The 17,913-nt window shown below is 40.0% G+C and carries 15 protein-coding genes and 1 pseudogene; 9 read left to right on the forward strand and 7 right to left on the reverse strand.

All coding sequences use genetic code 11. From position 1 onward, the window contains the following. The first annotated feature begins 292 nt into the window (after positions 1-292). On the forward strand, positions 293-1,114 hold the full coding sequence (locus M3204_RS07350) for an STAS domain-containing protein (RefSeq protein ID WP_251480343.1): 822 nt from the start codon (positions 293-295) through the stop codon (positions 1,112-1,114). Positions 1,115-1,143: 29 nt separating this feature from the next. Here the strand turns inward: M3204_RS07350 and fdhF are convergent, their stop codons facing one another. Together fdhF and M3204_RS07360 are read right to left on the reverse strand one after the other, a co-directional pair. After that, a complete protein-coding gene (fdhF, locus tag M3204_RS07355; protein WP_251480345.1) occupies positions 1,144-3,204 on the reverse strand; it encodes a formate dehydrogenase subunit alpha in 2,061 nt (686 codons plus the stop codon). Positions 3,205-3,536: 332 nt separating this feature from the next. After that, positions 3,537-5,696 (reverse strand): PAS domain S-box protein, encoded by a 2,160-nt coding sequence (locus tag M3204_RS07360; protein WP_251480348.1) that lies wholly within the window; start codon positions 5,694-5,696, stop codon positions 3,537-3,539. A 322-nt stretch (positions 5,697-6,018) separates the two neighbouring features. On the opposite strand from M3204_RS07360, the gene yhfH reads away from it, so the two are divergent. From yhfH to M3204_RS07385, 5 genes are all read left to right on the forward strand, one after another. After that, complete coding sequence (yhfH, locus tag M3204_RS07365) at positions 6,019-6,153, forward strand: protein YhfH (RefSeq protein ID WP_251480754.1); 135 nt, start codon at positions 6,019-6,021, stop codon at positions 6,151-6,153. Positions 6,154-6,326: 173 nt separating this feature from the next. Next, a complete protein-coding gene (locus M3204_RS07370) occupies positions 6,327-7,202 on the forward strand; it encodes a phosphotransferase family protein (protein ID WP_251480350.1) in 876 nt (291 codons plus the stop codon). Positions 7,203-8,052: 850 nt separating this feature from the next. Next, positions 8,053-8,226: a hypothetical protein gene (locus M3204_RS07375; RefSeq protein ID WP_251480352.1), complete on the forward strand. Its 174-nt coding sequence runs from the start codon at positions 8,053-8,055 to the stop codon at positions 8,224-8,226. Positions 8,227-8,379: 153 nt separating this feature from the next. Then, entirely contained in the window at positions 8,380-8,631 is a 252-nt protein-coding gene (locus tag M3204_RS07380) for a transcriptional regulator SplA domain-containing protein (RefSeq protein ID WP_251480354.1), read from the forward strand. Positions 8,632-9,035: 404 nt separating this feature from the next. Further along, the gene (locus M3204_RS07385) at positions 9,036-10,076 is read left to right on the forward strand and encodes a class I SAM-dependent methyltransferase (protein WP_435367699.1); all 1,041 of its coding nucleotides are present in this window, start codon (positions 9,036-9,038) and stop codon (positions 10,074-10,076) included. A gap of 45 nt (positions 10,077-10,121) precedes the next feature. Here the strand turns inward: M3204_RS07385 and M3204_RS07390 are convergent, their stop codons facing one another. Together M3204_RS07390 and M3204_RS07395 are read right to left on the reverse strand one after the other, a co-directional pair. Next, positions 10,122-10,280 carry a hypothetical protein gene (locus M3204_RS07390; RefSeq protein ID WP_251480357.1) on the reverse strand — a complete coding sequence of 53 codons (159 nt, stop codon included), beginning with the start codon at positions 10,278-10,280 and terminating at the stop codon, positions 10,122-10,124. A gap of 24 nt (positions 10,281-10,304) precedes the next feature. Continuing rightward, positions 10,305-10,508: a YozQ family protein gene (locus tag M3204_RS07395; protein ID WP_251480359.1), complete on the reverse strand. Its 204-nt coding sequence runs from the start codon at positions 10,506-10,508 to the stop codon at positions 10,305-10,307. Between the two features lie 202 nt (positions 10,509-10,710). Here M3204_RS07395 and M3204_RS07400 point away from each other — a divergent pair, with 202 nt between their 5' ends. Further along, positions 10,711-11,742: an STAS domain-containing protein gene (locus M3204_RS07400; protein WP_251480361.1), complete on the forward strand. Its 1,032-nt coding sequence runs from the start codon at positions 10,711-10,713 to the stop codon at positions 11,740-11,742. A 230-nt stretch (positions 11,743-11,972) separates the two neighbouring features. On the opposite strand, the gene M3204_RS07405 is transcribed toward M3204_RS07400, so the two are convergent. Beyond that, positions 11,973-13,151 carry an MFS transporter gene (locus M3204_RS07405; RefSeq protein ID WP_251480755.1) on the reverse strand — a complete coding sequence of 393 codons (1,179 nt, stop codon included), beginning with the start codon at positions 13,149-13,151 and terminating at the stop codon, positions 11,973-11,975. 211 nt (positions 13,152-13,362) lie between these two features. Between M3204_RS07405 and M3204_RS07410 the strand changes: the two genes are divergently transcribed. After that, a complete protein-coding gene (locus M3204_RS07410) occupies positions 13,363-13,530 on the forward strand; it encodes a XapX domain-containing protein (protein WP_251480363.1) in 168 nt (55 codons plus the stop codon). 67 nt (positions 13,531-13,597) lie between these two features. Here the strand turns inward: M3204_RS07410 and M3204_RS07415 are convergent, their stop codons facing one another. Beyond that, positions 13,598-14,431 (reverse strand): formate/nitrite transporter family protein, encoded by an 834-nt coding sequence (locus M3204_RS07415; RefSeq protein WP_251480365.1) that lies wholly within the window; start codon positions 14,429-14,431, stop codon positions 13,598-13,600. A gap of 581 nt (positions 14,432-15,012) precedes the next feature. Between M3204_RS07415 and M3204_RS07420 the strand changes: the two are divergent. Beyond that, a pseudogene (locus tag M3204_RS07420) lies at positions 15,013-15,396 on the forward strand (transposase); the annotation flags it as partial. Between the two features lie 24 nt (positions 15,397-15,420). On the opposite strand, the gene M3204_RS07425 reads toward M3204_RS07420, so the two are convergent. Beyond that, positions 15,421-17,349 (reverse strand): endonuclease MutS2, encoded by a 1,929-nt coding sequence (locus tag M3204_RS07425; RefSeq protein ID WP_251480367.1) that lies wholly within the window; start codon positions 17,347-17,349, stop codon positions 15,421-15,423. Positions 17,350-17,913 lie beyond the last annotated feature (564 nt).

Below are 17,913 nucleotides of genomic sequence, written 5' to 3' on the forward strand. Positions count from 1 at the left end.
ATAGAATTTCCTGAGAAAAAGAACAGCTAGATTTAAATTCGATTACGAGAATAACAGAATTATAACGAGAACATGTCATAAATTCAGAATATTCAGTTAAAATAATACTTTCGGATGAATAATTTCAAGTAAATTAACATTTAATTCTATGTATTTCCTTTAAAGCTATGTTTTACCAAATAGATTTTAGATTGATTTAACAATTTCCAGTCGTTTTTATGACATTAAACTTTTTAATTTCGGTAAAAATTATTATTATAAAGGTATTACACTTGAACCGGAGGAACTAAATTTGGCTATCAATGGAGTTAAAGATCAATTAATAGAAGTTTTAGAACGGGATCAAGAGAGTTTAGCTATTTTGATTTTCGAGGAGTTAAAAAAGGAAAATCCACAAGAAATAACAGATGCGATAAAAGAGAGAGGTATAACTGTTTTAAAAGAGCTTGTGGAAATGATTAGACTTGTTGATGAAAGTAAATCAGATGCGTTAGCTTGGGGTTATAGGATGGGGAAATTCTCGGTTAGTCAGGGCAACACATTAATCTCAACTTTTGACAGGGTTAATACATATAAACGAGTTATCTGGACATATATTTCAGATTGGCTGAAAGACAAAAACGAGGAAAGTTCATTCCTGATGGCAACCCTGCTTGAAACGGATACCATATTCAATACGATAATTTCCGGTTTTAGCAAAGCTTTTTCAGACAATGCCTTTAATGAACTGAAAGAATCCGAGGAAAAATATTTATCGATCTCAGCTCCTATCGTTCCAATCCTGCCAAAAATCGGTGTTCTTCCATTAGTAGGAGATCTTGACGAAAATAGGGCTAGAGTGTTGCTTGATAAGACATTGATAACTTGCAAGGACTTAAGGTTTGAAAATCTTGTCATTGACCTCTCAGGCACATATAAAGTGGATGAAATCGTTACTGAAAGTCTGCTTAAGCTCGTAAACAGCCTTCGTTTAATCGGGATTAAGCCAATACTGACCGGACTGAGAGCCGATTTAAGCCAGCAAATGATTCTGAAAGGAATCTCGTTCCGGGGTATCGAGATCTATAAGGATGTCATGCAGGTAATCATGGATTTCAAAAATAAAAATAGCTAAAATCTCCGCTGGAGATTTTAGCTATTTTTTTATGCTATTGTTTCGACTTTAACGGCACAAGCTTTGAATTCCGCTGTACCCGAAATAGGGTCATACTCATTCAAAGTCAGCACATTTGTTGGAACCTCTGACCAATGGAAGCTCATGAATACGAGCCCAGGAACAACTTGTTCCGTTACCTTCGCTTTGACCGTCAATGTTCCCCGCCTGGAGCTTACTCTTACAAGGTCGCCGTCATTGATATTCAGTCGTAAGGCATCAACCGGATGAATATCCAAAGTTTCTTCAGTCTGCTTTATTTTAACTCCGGACGCATAATGACGAGTTTGGGTATGGGTATTATATGATTCGTAACGTCTCCCTGTTGTCAAAGTGAAAGGATACTCTTCATCGGGCTGCTCAAGAGGCGGAGTAAATTCCACTGGTACAAAATTTGATCGTTTTTCATTTTCTTTTCCATTATGGAACCTTTCATGAAGGATCTTGGTTCCTGGGTGGTTCTCATCGGGGCACGGAAAATGGATGCCATACTCATCTTCCAGCCTTGCATATGAAATTCCTCCATACATCTCCCAGGCCAGCTCTCTCACTTCATCCCATATTTCTTCGCTTGAACTATACTGCATTTGATATCCCATCCTTGCAGAAAGATCGCAAAGGATTTCCCAGTCTTCTTTTACTCCTGGCTGGGCAGTCACTGCAGTCCTGACTCGCTGGATTCTCCTGTCCGTATTAGTGTATGTGCCATCCACCTCGCCCCAAGACCTAGCCGGCAAAACGACATCAGCCATTTCTGCGGTCTCCGTCATGAAAATATCCTGGACGATTAACAGGTCGAGCTTTTCCAGAAGAGCTCTCGTATGGTTCATATGAACATCTGCAACTAGCGGATTTTCTCCAATGCAGTATAAAGCTTTTATTTCTCCCGTTTCAATCTTGTCAAATGTCCTCGTCTGGGTATCTCCCACCCTTTGGCTGATTTGTACTTTCCATGAATGTTCAAACCGGGACCTGTAATCGTCCTTCAAAAGGCTCACTGCACCGGTCAGCTGGTTTGGCAGGCAGCCCATGTCTCCTGCGCCCTGTACATTGTTTTGTCCCCTTAAAGGCATGATTCCCGAACCTCTCTTGCCTATCTGACCAGTAAGCAATGCCAGATTGGCAATATCAAAAACATTGTTCACGCCGCAATGATGTTCTGTAATGCCAAGCGTATAGGCTATCATTGACTTGTTTGAGGTTGCATAGAGTCTCGCGACCTCTATGATGTCTTCTGCCAATAAACCTGTGATTCCTGCTGAAAATTCAGGGGTATAACGATCAACTTTCGCTAGCAATGCCTCAAAGTCCCCTGTATGATTCCCTATGAAACCTTTATCGTATAACCCCTCTGTAATAATCACTCGGATCATCGCGTTGATAAGCGCAATATCTGTTCCAACATTGATTTGCAAATGCTTCTGGGCGGATTTGACCATATCAATTTTTCTAGGGTCAATGACAATGACCTTCAGGCTGCCTTTAGCCGCTTTTTTGATTCTGTTTCCAATAATCGGGTGGGCCTCTGTTGTATTGGACCCCATCAATAATAAAACTTCTGCTTCATCAATATCTTCGAGCGTATTTGTTGGGAAACCGCTTCCAAAAACAGTCGCCAGACCGGCGACACTTGGAGCGTGTCAGGTTCGGTTGCAGCCATCAATATTATTGCTTCCGACAGCAGCCCTCATGAATTTCTGTGTAATATAATTTGATTCATTTGTTGTTCTTGCACAAGCGAACATCGAGATCGCATCCGGTCCAAAATCATTTTTAATCTCAGACAGGCGGCTTGCAATGAAGTCGTATGCTTCTTCCCATGTTGCCTTTACAAGCTTTCCGGCTTTTTTGATCATCGGAGTATTAAGCCTTTCAGGCGCATGCACGTACTGATAGGCAAATGCTCCCTTGACACACGTCTGCCCTTTGTTAACCGGCGCTTCCTTGTCTCCCCTGATCTTGATAATCTTATTATCTTCCACTTCCAGTATCAGTCCGCAACCCGTTCCGCAATAACCGCAGACAGTCTTTACTTGCCTGATCGATGTCATTCCTTCCCCTCCCGGTTCTTACCTATATTAAATTCTTTCTTACTACCAATAGTAGTCTAAATTTTCCCAGTAATGTTGAAAATTCATAAGATTTTTTTGTCGTTTTTCCAACATTTTTTCGACAATATTTAGTTACTGTGCTTTTAATGCACTTTCAATTAGAGTGTAAAAACTCAATTCTAGTCCTGGAATGTCTTTTCTTTGTCGAAGGCAATTATAAACTCGTGATTCATTTTTGAAATCCCTCTATATTGAAGACATGAATCAAACCCGATTTTTGAAAGCATAAAAATAAGACAGGAAAAAATCCTGCCTTATTGTCAGACTAACTACTATGCAGTTTTGGCCGGAAGCAATATCTTAAACGTTGTTCCTTTATTTTGTTCGCTTTCAATATACACCTTGCCATTATGGCTTTCGATGATTTTGAAGCTGACCATCAATCCGAGGCCGTTTCCATTTTTCTTTGTCGTATAGAAGGGCTCGCCGATTTTCTTTAATGTTTCTGGTGGAATTCCGACACCAGTATCCTGGATGGAAATCACGATATTCTCATCATGAATTTCAGCTTTCACTCGTAAATCCCCGCCATCTGGCATTGCTTCAATCCCGTTTTTCATGAAATTCAAGAATACTTGCTTAAGTCGATTTTCATCGCACTCAATTTGGACAATTTCTTCGACTGTATCAAATTCGAGTTTAACATTTCTCTTCCTTGCTTCGAACTTAAGCATAGAAACGACATTTTGGACAATTGGAATGATATTTCTTTCCTCTAGCTCGACTGCTTTAGGCTTAGCTAAGACCATGAACTCTTCCACGATATTATTGACTCGGTCAATTTCATCAAGAATGATTTCTATGAACTCCTGGCGCTGAGGGTCCTTTTCATCTAATTGAAGAAACTCTGCATAACCCTTCATGGATGTCAGCGGGTTCCTGATCTCATGCGCCACACCTGCAGCCAACTGTCCGACTGCGGCGAGCTTATCCTGGCGATGGAGCATTTCTTCTGATTTTTTCTTTTCGGTGATATCATTACGGATCGCGAGATATTGATAAGGCTTGCCATTTTCATTTAGGAATGGAACGATAGTTGTATCTACCCAGTAGAAGGAACCATCTTTTGCCCTGTTGCGGATTTCTCCCTTCCATACTTGGCCTGATCCAATTGTTTTCCATAGGTTTTTGAAAAACTCTTTAGAATGCAAACCGGAATTTAACAGGCTATGGTCCTTCCCAATCAATTCCTCTCTGCTGTATTTCGAAATCTCACAAAATTTATCGTTTACACTCTTGATAATGCCCTTTTCATCGGTAAAAGCAACAATTGAAGATTGGTCGAGAGCAAAGTTTATATCGCTGACCTCTTTTAAGGTTTCCTTTAAGCTGGCCTCTGCCTGCTTTCTATTCGTAATGTCCGAACGGATTGCTACATATTGATATGGCTTTCCCTTGCTGTTCAAGAATGGAACAATAGTCGTATGAACCCAATAAAATGATCCATCCTTAGCTTTATTCCGAATTTCACCCTGCCATACCTTCCCTGCTCCAATGGTTCTCCACATATCCTTGAAGAATTCTTTGGCATGGTGGCCGGAATTCAGAATTGAGTGGTTTTCCCCTAGTAACTCCGCTTCGCTGTACTTGGAAATCTCAATGAACTTATCATTTACATACGTGATATTCCCTTTAGGATCTGTAATCGCTACAATTGCGGATGCGTTGAGCGCATCAGTGATGTCTTTCAAATTCGTATCTGACACCGCAAGCCGCTTGCTAATCAACGCACTTGATCCAATCAGCCCGGCAAGAATCAGCACAGAAACAAAAACGATTAAGTAGCTGATTAGCGATTCAGGTATACCAGCCTGTTCCACTGGACCGTTATCGTTATATACTGATGAGGCTTTTGTTAGCAGAAAATGACCTTCTACAATAGCCGCAGTGACAACAAGTGCACTTACCGGCTTTATCCATCCATGGTTCCCCTGTGTAAAACTTGTTGAGAAAAATAGCATCCAAAAGGAAAAGTAAAAAGAAGCGAAAACCATACCGAGTGCGATCAATAAAATCGCGGGCTGATAACTGAACTGAAGCTTCATTGAATACATTCCAAGGATGTGAACAACAAGAATTGCAAGCATCATGAAAAAGCTTCCTGCCACCAAGTTGCCTTTATTAACTATTTTTCCAGTCAATGTGTAGAAAGCCATAGCCGTGAAAGAAATACCAAGGATTATTGATAAAATGGTAATTGGAATCTGGTAAGACACTGAACCATTTAGATTAATAGCCAGCATACCAAAGAAATTCATTACCCAGATTCCAATGCCGAGCGAAAAAGTTCCGCCCAAAAAAAGAAACCGTTTATTCCGGTCAGATGTTTTAATAAGACTGAACAAATCTAATGCTGTATACGAAGACATAACCGTCAATAAAATTGCCACAAGCAACAAAATTGGATTGAAGGATAACTCAGCACTATCCATTTAGGCATCATTCCCTATTTAAGTTTTCATTTCGATTGTAAGTTAAAATGGCAAAGATTAAAAGAGGTTATTTAATAATTTGTAATAAGTTTGTCACTTTTATCTATTGACCAATAAGAATAATTGTTGTATTCAATTTTCCCTTATCCCTTTCAATTTTAAACTTCTTTCAGTTTCTTGTACTTCTTACTAACAAACAGGAATATCCACCTATTTTTTTAATTTTTCTAAAAAAAGCCTACACAAAATCCATTTTAATGTTTATACTGTACTATAACAGGTTAAGTAAAATATAAATTGTTCTATAAAAGGAGGAAATTTAATTATGATGAGTCCCGTTGAATTTTTTCGTAATTTGCCAAAGAAGGTATGTCCTGAGTGCGGTGAAGGAGTGCATGAGCAAGCAGAATCATATTTAATGGAATGTGACCGCTGCTTATCGAAGAAAGAAGAATAATCCTTAAAAGCGGAAGAGAACGTTATACCTGGTATAACGGAAACAAGGCACCTTTTAACAAGGTGCCTTGTTTTTGGTGGAAAGCGAGTGACCGGAGAGGAAATCAACAGTATAATTTTACACAGAAATCAAAAATTTTTATAATTTATCCGTATGACAATAAGGAGCGAGAAATGAATAAAGATCTACTATTAGACCGTATAAGGGAGGTCTACCCATCTTTAAAGATTGAAAAGGCCGAAAGAAATACATTTGGACAAAATAATGATGTAATCATCATTAATGACAGTTTTGTATTCCGTTTCCCTAAATACATAGAAGGAATCAATAATTTAAAGAATGAAGTTATTTTGTTAAATACGATTTCTAAAGTAATCAAAACACCGATTCCTGAACCAGTTTTCATCTCTCTGGATGAGCAGCAGGCAGGAAAAGCTTTTGCTGGATATAAATTAATCAGCGGAAACCCTATGTGGAAAAATGAATTGCTAGCGCTGAGCGAAAACGGTTTAGGACAAGTTGCACATCAGCTTATATCTTTTTTAAAACAAATGCACACTTTCCCTCTTGATGCACTACGTAGCGTTATAAAAGAAGAATTCAAAGAACCTGGTGCTGAAATCGAATCATTATATATAAAATTAATAGACAAGGTCTACCCCTATATGAGTAGTGAATCCAAGGATTCCGTGTCGCATCGATTTGAAACCTTTATTGAGAATGAAAAGACAAATAGTACAATTCCTACATTGATTCACGGGGATTTTGGAGCATCTAATATATTATGGGATGCAGCAACTAATAAAGTTACGGGAATAATCGATTTCGGAGGAACACGACTAGGTGATCCGGCATACGATTTTGCCGGATTGCTTTCAAGTTACGGGGAGAATTTTTTTAATCTCTGTATCAAACTGTATCCTGATGGCAACAAAATTTCGGATAGAGTGAAATTTTATAAAAGCACATTTGCCCTCCAGGAAGCTTTACACGGAATTGAGAACAATGATAATCAAGCTTTTAAAAACGGGATCAGCGCTTATAAATAGACAAAAAGAAGAAGCTCGAAATCGAGCTTCTTCTTAACATCTTAGGAGACCCAACCAGCATCAGCCCAAAACACATTTGGAACTATTGAGTTGTATGATTCTCTTACTATAGCCGATGTGTGCTTGTTCCGCATTAAAGGTATCTTTTCATAAAAAGGTATTCCCTGATTTTATGAAGATCCTTTACAAACACATTTTTCGGTATAATCACCGAGAGACTCATTATTCCCTGACTTTATAAGGTTATTTTACCTTAGGCTTCCTGCAACAACCTTTTAACCATCAATTCTAACGAGATGGTATCTGCCTGCTATAACTAACTGTTTTGCAACAAGGATTTCCAACCACATTCACGGTTTGATATTGAATCGTGAACGTCAGGTTCAATTCCAAATACCGTTAAATTGAAGCACTTAGTCTTCTTTTTAACGTATTCTTTTGGTAAAAGGCTTCATTTCAACGTATAAAAGATAATAGGCTGAAATTCTGCTTTATCCCACTTGAGCTGATCCTTTTGGATTGTTCCTCCTGGCAAACCAGTTAACACGTGGATAGATGCAGGCAAGTTGTAACATTACAGCTTTTTGATAAGACGCTTACAAAATCATTCATAGGAATAAACTTTTTCCTCGTTCACTACGGAACGAACACATATGGTTGAGTCTCCTAAGATGTTAATATCTTTCTTTTTACACTTTTATTATACCACCAGCGCCTTGTTTGTAAACCCTTACAGTTGTGACATTTTGGTGTCTATTTCCCCTTTTTATTAAATCATTTTGAACTTAATTGATAGGTATAACCTTATTAGCCTCTACAAAAACTATCCATATCAGGGGGTGAAAATGCTTTGGATTTCAACAAAAAAGACAACGCTAAAATCGATGAAGATACTTTTAAATTAACCTATACAGCGAACCAGAGATTCGTTCCAGGGGGTTCTGTGGATCAACACAGGGATATTGAAGCTGGAAACCTCATACTCACAGGAGATGAAATAAAGCAGCAGAATGAAAACTTATAGATAATAGCTGTCTGCACAGAGGCTTTTGTTTCCAGCATGCTTCTAACCGTATATAAATTGGTTAATAACTCATTATAAATAGTTCCAAATAGATGCCATAATTATAAAAACAGCAAAGGATACAAAAGAGCATAAAGAAATGAGGTTATCATTTTGGATATAATTGATCCAAAACACTTAAAGTCTGGCGATGAAGTCTTCGTTATATACAGGAACCCGCATGTACCTACCGTTTCGAATATAAAAGCAGCGGAAATCGTACAGCACCCCAAAGACCCAAATGCACTTGCCCTTTTTTTGAATGAAACATTCCATGTCATTGAAGACGATGACGCACTCTTCACTTCGCAAGCGGCTGCAGAAAAAGCTTATATAGACGCTACGGATCCCTATCATTCACAATGATTCTGCTAACTGCACGTAGACAGCGGATAATCCTTAAAATGTGCTCCAAATCAAAAAGTCAGTTCATGTTTTGAAGGTTAATAAAAGGGGTAAACTTCGATAAGCAAGCCAATCTTCCAGAGGAGGGATTGCAGATGAAAGTCTTATCAGCATCTTCTAAACTCGTCATTGGCTCTGCATTTGAAGGTGGATTTGTCTATCTAAAGAATGGCACCCTTACCCCCAACAAGGTTATTAAACGCGGAAAGCTTTAAATCGACAAATCCTCCTTCTCTCCTTATTGGAGAGAGAAGCACACCCAAAAATGGGTGTGCTTTTTTACACTTTAAATTTTTATAATTTTTAGAAAATTAAAGGATTTTGCTTGTTGAAAACGAATATCTTAGAAATAAAAAAAGTTTGGGGTGACTAGTTTGCTTCAATATGAAAGTGGATTCGCACTGGCATCAAATGAAACCCGTCTTGAGCCCTCTTACCGAATCGATCTCAGAAGCTTTTCCGAAAAAGAATACAACAAGTTTGTCAAATTAAATAGTGTAAAAGACTGGAGCCTTCTCAGCTGGAAAGACATCGGCAAACCATATGAAGTTACTTCCATTGCCAGGGAAAAGAAAGAATGGGAAGATACCCATGAAACAAATCTTCCGGCAAATGTCTCCTGGCAAATGTTCAATAAATCATTCCATGAATGGTTTGTTAAAGATGTCCCTGCCGAAATGAATGAATCTAAACGAAAATTCATGCAAAGCCTTAAAAAGTTCGACTTTCATGAATCCAAATCAGCTTTGGGCGAGATGGTACGTATTCATCTTTGGAATTATGCCCACCGGGTTGAGGATGGGATTTGGGACCCGCGCGGAAAACGTGCATTGTTTGAAGGTCTCGATTTAATTAAACCAAGAATTCTTTTCCTTGGTGCAGCAGAAGGATATGAAGCGATGCAGCTAAGTGCAATTTACCCAGGTGGTGATATTGTTTTTGTGGATTATGATCCTTTTTGCAAGGACACTCGGTTTGCGGACTTCCCTGAATCTTATCCTTTCCTGGGAATTAATCCTTCGACTGGCAGCAATAAAGTTTACCATAAGGACGATTTTGCCTCAGAGTATATTGTCGAGGATATCCGCAAACTTCCATTTAGCCAGGAATTTGATATTGTGCTTAGCGTCGGACTGCTTGAACACTTTCCTGATTCGTTAAAAAGTGAAGTTGTCGAATGGCATCGGAAATTTCTTAAGCCTGGCGGCTATATTATCATGACCACTCCACGGGCCCAGCTAAAATCAAAGCTTTACTATGAAATAATGGCAGACGTCATGAATCATACTTACCGGGAATTAATGACGGTCGAGCAAATGGGACTTTATTTATATGAGAATGGACTTGAAATACTAAGGCATGGTTTCATTAAAGTCCATAACGGTATCATCGCACGGCCAAGATAACAAACAGGCTATGCCATATTCAAAAAGGGCATGGCCTGTTTTATTTTACAAGTCCGATCTTTTACCCTGTTCGGGCTGATTGTTAGTCTGGTTCCCGGTGCTGGCTGTATATCCAACACGATAGACAAAATTTTTTTCTTTCTTTAATGCTTCTGGCATTTTGTACTGTTTGTCATTAGATTGAAATTCACCTTCGTGTGACATTATAACTCCTCATTTCAAGCCATCTTATTGATAGCCTCTATTGTTTAATTCTTCTTTTGCTCCAGATGAACGTTCGATTTTGCCCCCTGCCTCTCCTTCAGTATAACTGTCACTCGCTTGCTCATGTGTAACTGCAAGACCATTGGAAAGCTCATCATTCCGTTTGTAATCCGCTGTTTCATACACACGGCCAGCGAGGTCAGTATTTTTGCTTTCTCTCATTTTCATTAAGGTCCCTCCTTTCTTTCTCAGATTATTTTTTGATAGAAGAACAAAATCCATACTTAAAACTTGAGCACATGTCCTATTGGGCATATACTAATGATTCCCACCAATGGGCTTTACATTTGGGTTTTACTATTTATTGAAATATAATGAGTATACTATATTAACACAGATCTTTTTTTACATCTGAAAGGGGAATTATGGAATGATTGGGCATGAAAAAGTAGTGGATGAACCGTCAATAAAGGTTGGACAGTCCAGCTTTAATTGGGATATAAAAAATGGGACTTTTAAATTTGAAGAAACCGACTCAATCCTTTTCTGGATTACTTCTGCGATGAAAACGTTCTTCGATACTATTGAAGAAATTTCTGGAGACGAAGCCGCTAGCGTAGTTCTGGAGACTACTGGTTTCCGCCAGGGAACGGTTGTAAGCGAATTTTTCAACAAGCTCAACTTGGGCATTGACGATGTAGTTAATGCACTGCCTGGAATTTATGCTTCAGCTGGCTGGGGCCGCGCTGGCTTTAAAAATATTTCAGCAGAAGCTAAGACTGCAGTAATCACCATCAAAAACAGTTGGGAGTTCAAAATCAATAAGGAACAGGGAAAAACAAAAGCCGGCACCTTTATTCCCGGACATTTTGCAGGAATCCTGTCTGGAGTGTTTGGAGAAAACATTTGGTACCGTGTCATCCACAGCCAGCTTGAGGGTCACGATTATTGTGAATTCGAGTTCTTCCCTTCAGATATAACAGTGAACCAGAGCATCCATAAGCTAGCCAGGCATAAAGAATCCCTTGAAATTGAAAAGCTTGAAGCATTGGTAGAGGAGCGGACGAAGGAATTAGCCGGATTAATTAAAGATATCTCCTCACCAATCATTCCGGTCTTAGAAGGGATAGTGGTTGTTCCGCTGCTTGGCAAATATGATGAAGCTCGCTCGGAAGAGTTGATTGAAAAGACGCTTTATAACCTTCCACGCTACCAAGCAGCCTACCTTGTACTCGATTTAACAGGTCTGCATCATGCCAATCATTATACGGTTGATTTTATCCATAAACTCGGGACCTCTGCTTCAATGCTGGGAACCGAAACAATCCTTGTCGGGATATCCCCTGACTTAGGAATCACCATTTCCCAATCCAATTTCAATCTCGGAAAGTTTAACTGTTTCACAACGCTGCAGCATGGTATTTATTATGCGTTGGCTCAGAAAGGCCGGAAAATAATTTAATAGTTCGTACAATTAAGCCCCCTTCTGATTTAGAAGAGGGCTTGATTTCTTGACTAGGTTCTTTTCGTAAACTTTGTTGCTTCTACAACCAAAAGTAAAAATCAGCATTTGGATTTTTACGAGTTTTAATCATTCCTTGTTCAAAAACCTCCTCGAAAAGAGCTCGAAGGCCAAAGATATGCGGGATGAACACTTGCTTCGTAAAACAACATTCTATGCGAATACTGCCTTTAACGATCGCACATCTGAATTTGCACTTTTTTATGGTCCCGCAGCAGCCAGACTGTTAATAGTACACCCACTAAGGTCAGCACAGCAAAAAACAGATATACACCATAGATGTTGAATTCTTCAAAAATAATTCCTCCGACAAAGGTGAAAAACCAATTTCCAAGTCCATTTCCCACAGCTGAATAGATCGTAACAGCCGTGGCGGTGATATGCTTAGGAGTTATTTCACGTATATACTGCAAACCCGCGGGAATAAATAAACCAAGCGAAAATCCCTGTACTACAGCTGAAGCATATATGAGGGTCAAACCTGGCTCGGTAAAATAAAATATCCATCTGATTAGGGAGACAAGTGCCGCCATCACTGCCACCTGAAGCAGACCGAGTTTATGGATCCAGCTTCCCGCAGCCCTCATAAAGGGAATTTCTGATAATACAGCGATAAGAAAAGCAATCCCTATCCCAGTATACGTACCGCCCCGGTCCTCAACAAATAAGCTGAAATAAAAATTATTAGCAAGATTAGGTCCAAAGATCATGAAAGTAATAGCTAGAAAAACCAGAAATCTCTTCATCCCCATTAAATCCTTTATTCCGGAAAGCAATCCATTCGGCTTACCTGCAGCTTCCCTGGGCATTTTCAAGGAAATAGCTCCTGCAATAAGCAAGGTCAGAAAAAAGGCATAGAAAATTACTTGGGGATTCCATTCTGATAATTTCCCCATTAAAAATACAGCAACCCCAAAACCAAGCGAACCAAACAAACGGACATTTCCATAATTAACGCCTGCACTGCTCGTATATTTTAAAGAAATACTATCCGACAATGGTATGATTGCACTTTGAAAAATTGCCAGGACGATTGCTACAAGAATGAATAGAAAAAAGCCCTCAAAGAAAAGATATCCTAACGCAGAGATCCCGGTTATCAAGGTTGTAACTGTCAAAAGCCGGTTATGAAGGTTTTTCATATCGGCAATCATTCCCCATAAGGGCTGAAAAAATATCATGACTACAGGGCCAAGGGACAGAATAATCCCAATTTGGTATCCATTTAGTTTTTCTATATCACTTAAATATACACTTAATAAAGGAAATAAACTGCCTATCCCAAAAAATACAAAAAGGTAAAAACCCTGCAAGGAATATATATCCCTTCTAACTTGTTTTTCCATTATTATCCTCCGTAAGATCCAAGTTGTAGAGCTATATTTTACCACTATTTTAATATAAGAATAGGAATTTTAAATAAAAGCAAAATAATAGCAAAAATAAAGCGTTTTCAATCGGAGTTTATCATGGTAAAATTATGTTGGTTTTAAGTGATCAGACGTCTGTTCACATAAATTTTTCTACAATAACATCTTGCCATTATGAGGCGGTGAAATCATGAAGGAAATAATCTTAAGTTTAGTTGCTGGTTTAGCTGTCGGGATATTATTTAAATTCCTGAAACTTCCTCTGCCTGCGCCACCAGTACTTGCCGGAGTGCTCGGAATTGTTGGAGTTTATTTGGGTGGTCTAGCTGGAGAGTGGATTTTAAATTACTTTAAATGAATTATAAAGCTCTAAAGTAATAAGCAGAAAAAAATCCACGGAGCTCCGCGGATTTTTTGTTTTTACATTATAAAACTTTTTGCCCATAAACAGATTTTGTGGCAGTCGAATGTGATTTATAAACCGCTCCCGAAGGTTTGACACTAAGGTACACATAGATTGTTCCTACAAAGAATGCTCCACCGATAATGTTTCCAGCCGTAACCGGCAGAAGGCTGTATGCACCAGCAGCAAGACTGACTGTCTCAGGATGGGGAACAAAAAGTGCGATTGAAAATAAAACCATATTGGCGACGCTGTGTTCAAAACCAGATACGACAAATGCGAAGACCAGAAGCATCATTACTCCAATTTTAGCACCATCCCCTTTTATATTGAGTGGAACCCATACAGCCAGGCATACAAGCCAGTTGCAAAGGATTGCGCGAAAGAATAACTGATAGGCTGGAGTGTTCATTTTCATGCTCACCGTCTCCATCATGTATTGAGTTTTCTCTGGCGAAGAAAAAATCCCTGATAACATGATGATCACCGCGAAAAAAACTGCTCCTAATAAATTTCCCGCATAACAAGCGATCCAGTTTTCGATTGTATCCTTCCATGTCGTTGCTTTTTTTAACGAACTGATCGTCATCATCATTGTATTGCTTGTGAATAATTCTCCTCCTCCATATAAAATCAATACAAGTGCTATCCCGAAGAAGATGGAACCGGCAATCGGAGTTGCCGGCGAATGGGAATCGAAAAAGTATTCGCCAAGACGGTAAGAAACCATGATTCCAAACCCTATATATACACCTGCGAGTGCGGCCCTGAGCAAATACTTCATTTTCGATTCCATGAGATAATCTTTTTTCTTAATTGCCGTTTTGATCGCTTGCTCAATCGGCTGTTCATTCATATTTAAAACTCCTCTTTTGTGAAATACATCACATTTTATGTTTATGCTTATATCATAAACCTGAGGAGGCTGTTTGTTAATAGACAGGACCATGAACTAATTTCGACGATTATCGAAGCGTTTTCATTTGAAGTATAACGAGATTTCATTAGAAACTGACTTTTCCTGGACGAGAGAGAACGATGTTAACGTAGGGGATTTCCTCTATTACAAAAGAAGCCCTTCTACGAAGGGCTTCCCAGACTGTAGACAAACTCGATGAAAATCGTGTTTGTTTACAGTCTTTTTTGGTTGGTGCTGGAACGGGGCTGTTATTTCCGTTCCAGGCGCTTCGCTTTCCGCGGGGCCGGCGCTGAGCCTCCTCGTCGCCGCTGGCGCCTGCGGGGTCTCACCTGTCCGTCTGATCCCGCAGGACATTGATTGAGCTTCCTCGAACCTGCCCACGCACGATGGAAATGCGTTAGCATTTTCGGAGGAGTCTACGCGCCTTCCACTCCAATCAACAGGACATACAAACTTAACGTGGAACTAAACTAAAGTCTATTTTAAAATAGATACATATAACGCTTGAGGTGATAAAGATGCTTTCGAAAAATAAGCCAATCCAACGAGATCAATTAGAGATGGTCGCTTTAGACCAGCTTGTTCCTCAGGAACATTTAGTCCGCAAGATGGAAGCAGCCCTTGATTTTTCTTTCATTTATGACTTAGTGGAAGATGTGTATTCGGAAGTAGGGCGCCCAAGCATTGACCCTGTAATTCTGGTAAAACTCTCATTCATTCAATATACCTTTGGCATCCGTTCCATGCGCCAGACCATTGCCGAAGTTGAAACGAACATGGCCTACCGCTGGTTTTTGGGTTATGGTTTCCATGATAAAGTGCCCCACTTCTCCACCTTCGGGATGAATTACGAACGCCGTTTTAAAGACACCGATTTGTTCGAACAGATTTTCTATCGAATAGCTTAATCAATCAATGCTGAGCATTCATTTCAATTCATGATGAATAATACTGCCATCGATATGTTTTTTACTCATTTGATTCAAAAGCTTACGATTTTCTTTTGACTCAAAAATGATATTAAAATCATATTCGGGTGGATAGAGCTCAGCAGCCGGGATATTTAGTTTCAAGCGTTTATAGTTAACCTCGATCTTTTCATCCCTTAGCTGGACGATATAATTCCCGTTCAGATCCGGTCCTTTATAGACAATACCCAACTCGCCTAAGGATGAGATATGCACACTGTCACCCATGTGATACTGGGTGACAACCTTCTTTTCGGCTGCTGGTCCCCTTCTTTTGTGTCTGTTTGCAATGATTTGCTGTTCTCTACCTTTTAGCTCAGAAGGATCATTTGCGAATAACCCGGTGTAATTTCTCTCCTCTTTATAAGTGATTTCATGTGCTCGTTCGATTAATTTCGGGTGGATACCAAGTTTAAGGGCAATCGCAAATGCCTGGCTATCTCCACCCTTGCCAATGCGCAGACGGTAGGTAGGTTTTAACGTATCAAGGTCAAACTCCATTGATCCATTCATGAAATCCCCATGCTGGTCTGCAAACTCTTTTATTTCGCTGTAATGAGTCGTTGCGAACAAGGTTGCGCCTTTATTATTTAGGTTCTCAAGGATAGCTGTCGCCAGCCCCATCCCTTCCCCGGGATCCGTCCCAGACCCGAGTTCATCGAGCAGGACAAGCGTCTTGTCATTAGCCTCCGTCAATATTTCGATAATATTGACAATCCTTGAACTGAACGTACTGAGGTTCTGTTCAATGCTTTGGCCGTCACCAATATCGACAAGAACTTTATGAAATATCCCGACTGCACTTCCCTCCTCCACCGGCAAATGCAACCCACTCTGTGCCATTAATACCAGGAGGCCTGCGGTTTTGATCGAGACCGTTTTTCCGCCGGTATTCGGGCCGGTAATGACTAGTGCGTGGTAATCGGTACCTATTTCAATCGTCAATGGAACCGCTTTGGTACCAAGCAGCGGGTGGCGGGCTTCTTTTAACAAGACCATTGACCCGTCATACATCTTCACTCTTTTTGCATCAGTCGAACGGCAGTACTTTGCTTTTGAAAACAGGACGTCATAATGGACCATCGTCTCAATTGCAAGACGTATCTCATGCTCTTTCCCTTCAGCCATGCCGGTCAATGCAATTAAAACCTTCTCCACTTCTGCTTGTTCTTCTAAATATAGCCATTCCATTTGCTCCTGAAAAGCTCCGATCTCTTCGGGTTCAACAAAAAGTGTTGAACCCGATGCTGATGTATCCAGCACTGCCCCCTTCACCTTGGTCCGGTATTCCTTCTTGACCGGAATAACATACCTGCCATTTCTTTGGCTGATGACTGCCTCCTGCAAAAACGGCTTCATTTTTGCAGATTTGAGCAGCTGGTTCAGCCTTTCCTTTAACCTTTCCTCCTGAATAGAGATTTGTTTCCGCACTTTCAGTAGCTCTTTTGTGGCATAGTCATCTATTTGACCATTTCGAATGCATCTTTGTATTTCAGCAGCCAGTTCAGGGAGTTCCTCAATTCCATATACATAAGCGGAGACTCTAGGAGCACAGTATTCCTTATCCTTCATAAACCGTCGGATCTTATTGCAGGTCTCCAGGAAGGAAAGCAGCGTCGTTAATTGATCCGGCCTTAATGGAACACCCTTATTGAAACTCTTCAGGACGATCTCCATTCCTTCAAGTCCATGGATTGGTACACTCGAACTGATTTGAAGAATTTCTAGTGCTTCTGCCAGCTCCTCTTGCCATGATGTGATTTGCTTCAAATTGACAGAAGGAAGCATTTCATTCACTTTCTTCCGGCCTAAATCCGTCAATGCATACGATGCGATTGATTCTTTGATTTTATCGTAACCAAGTGCTTTAAATGTTTGCTCGTTCAATTTAATATTCCTCCTTTAAAAATAGGCTGTGTTAAATTAGGCTGTTAATTTTCGTTCCAGGCGCTTCGCTTTCCGCGGGAGAAGAATTATGAAAAAGCTCAAGTGCCAGCTTTTTCAAAGACCAAATTCTTCTTGGCTGGCGCTGAGCCTCCTCGTCGCAAGCTCCTGCGGGGTGCAAATGATTCCTCAAGAGAATCATTTCACCTAGGTCTCACCTGTCCAGCTGATCCCGCAGGACATTGACCTGAGCTTCCTCGAACCTGCCCACGCACGATGGAAATGCGTTAGCATTTTCGGAGGAGTCTGCGCGCCTTCCACTACAATCAACAGGGTTAAATAACAACATTGTGCTTTAACAGAGACTTAAAATAAATACACTGTTAAACTTGCTTGTTAATCTCCCTGTAGGGTTTATGCTTTCAAGCCCAATCAACAATGACCTTTATCCATTAAAAATATAAAAAGCCGCAATGGAACAATGTCCAAAGCGGCTTCAAAAACGCCTGGCAGTCTATGCTGCAGGGTCATTTTTCCGATAAGAAAAAGCCGTGTACAAGTACACAG

The organism is Mesobacillus subterraneus, from assembly GCF_023715485.1.
In the GTDB taxonomy this organism is placed as follows: Bacteria; Bacillota; Bacilli; order Bacillales; family Cytobacillaceae; genus Mesobacillus; species Mesobacillus subterraneus_B.

Coding starts and splice junctions, on each gene's coding strand:
- M3204_RS07390 (WP_251480357.1), bottom strand. CDS start 10,280: ATGTCACACGAAGGTGAATTTCAATCTAATGACAAACAGTACAAAATG.
- M3204_RS07360 (WP_251480348.1), bottom strand. CDS start 5,696: ATGGATAGTGCTGAGTTATCCTTCAATCCAATTTTGTTGCTTGTGGCA.
- M3204_RS07370 (WP_251480350.1), top strand. CDS start 6,327: ATGAATAAAGATCTACTATTAGACCGTATAAGGGAGGTCTACCCATCT.
- M3204_RS07400 (WP_251480361.1), top strand. CDS start 10,711: ATGATTGGGCATGAAAAAGTAGTGGATGAACCGTCAATAAAGGTTGGA.
- M3204_RS07410 (WP_251480363.1), top strand. CDS start 13,363: ATGAAGGAAATAATCTTAAGTTTAGTTGCTGGTTTAGCTGTCGGGATA.
- M3204_RS07415 (WP_251480365.1), bottom strand. CDS start 14,431: ATGAATGAACAGCCGATTGAGCAAGCGATCAAAACGGCAATTAAGAAA.
- M3204_RS07395 (WP_251480359.1), bottom strand. CDS start 10,508: ATGAAAATGAGAGAAAGCAAAAATACTGACCTCGCTGGCCGTGTGTAT.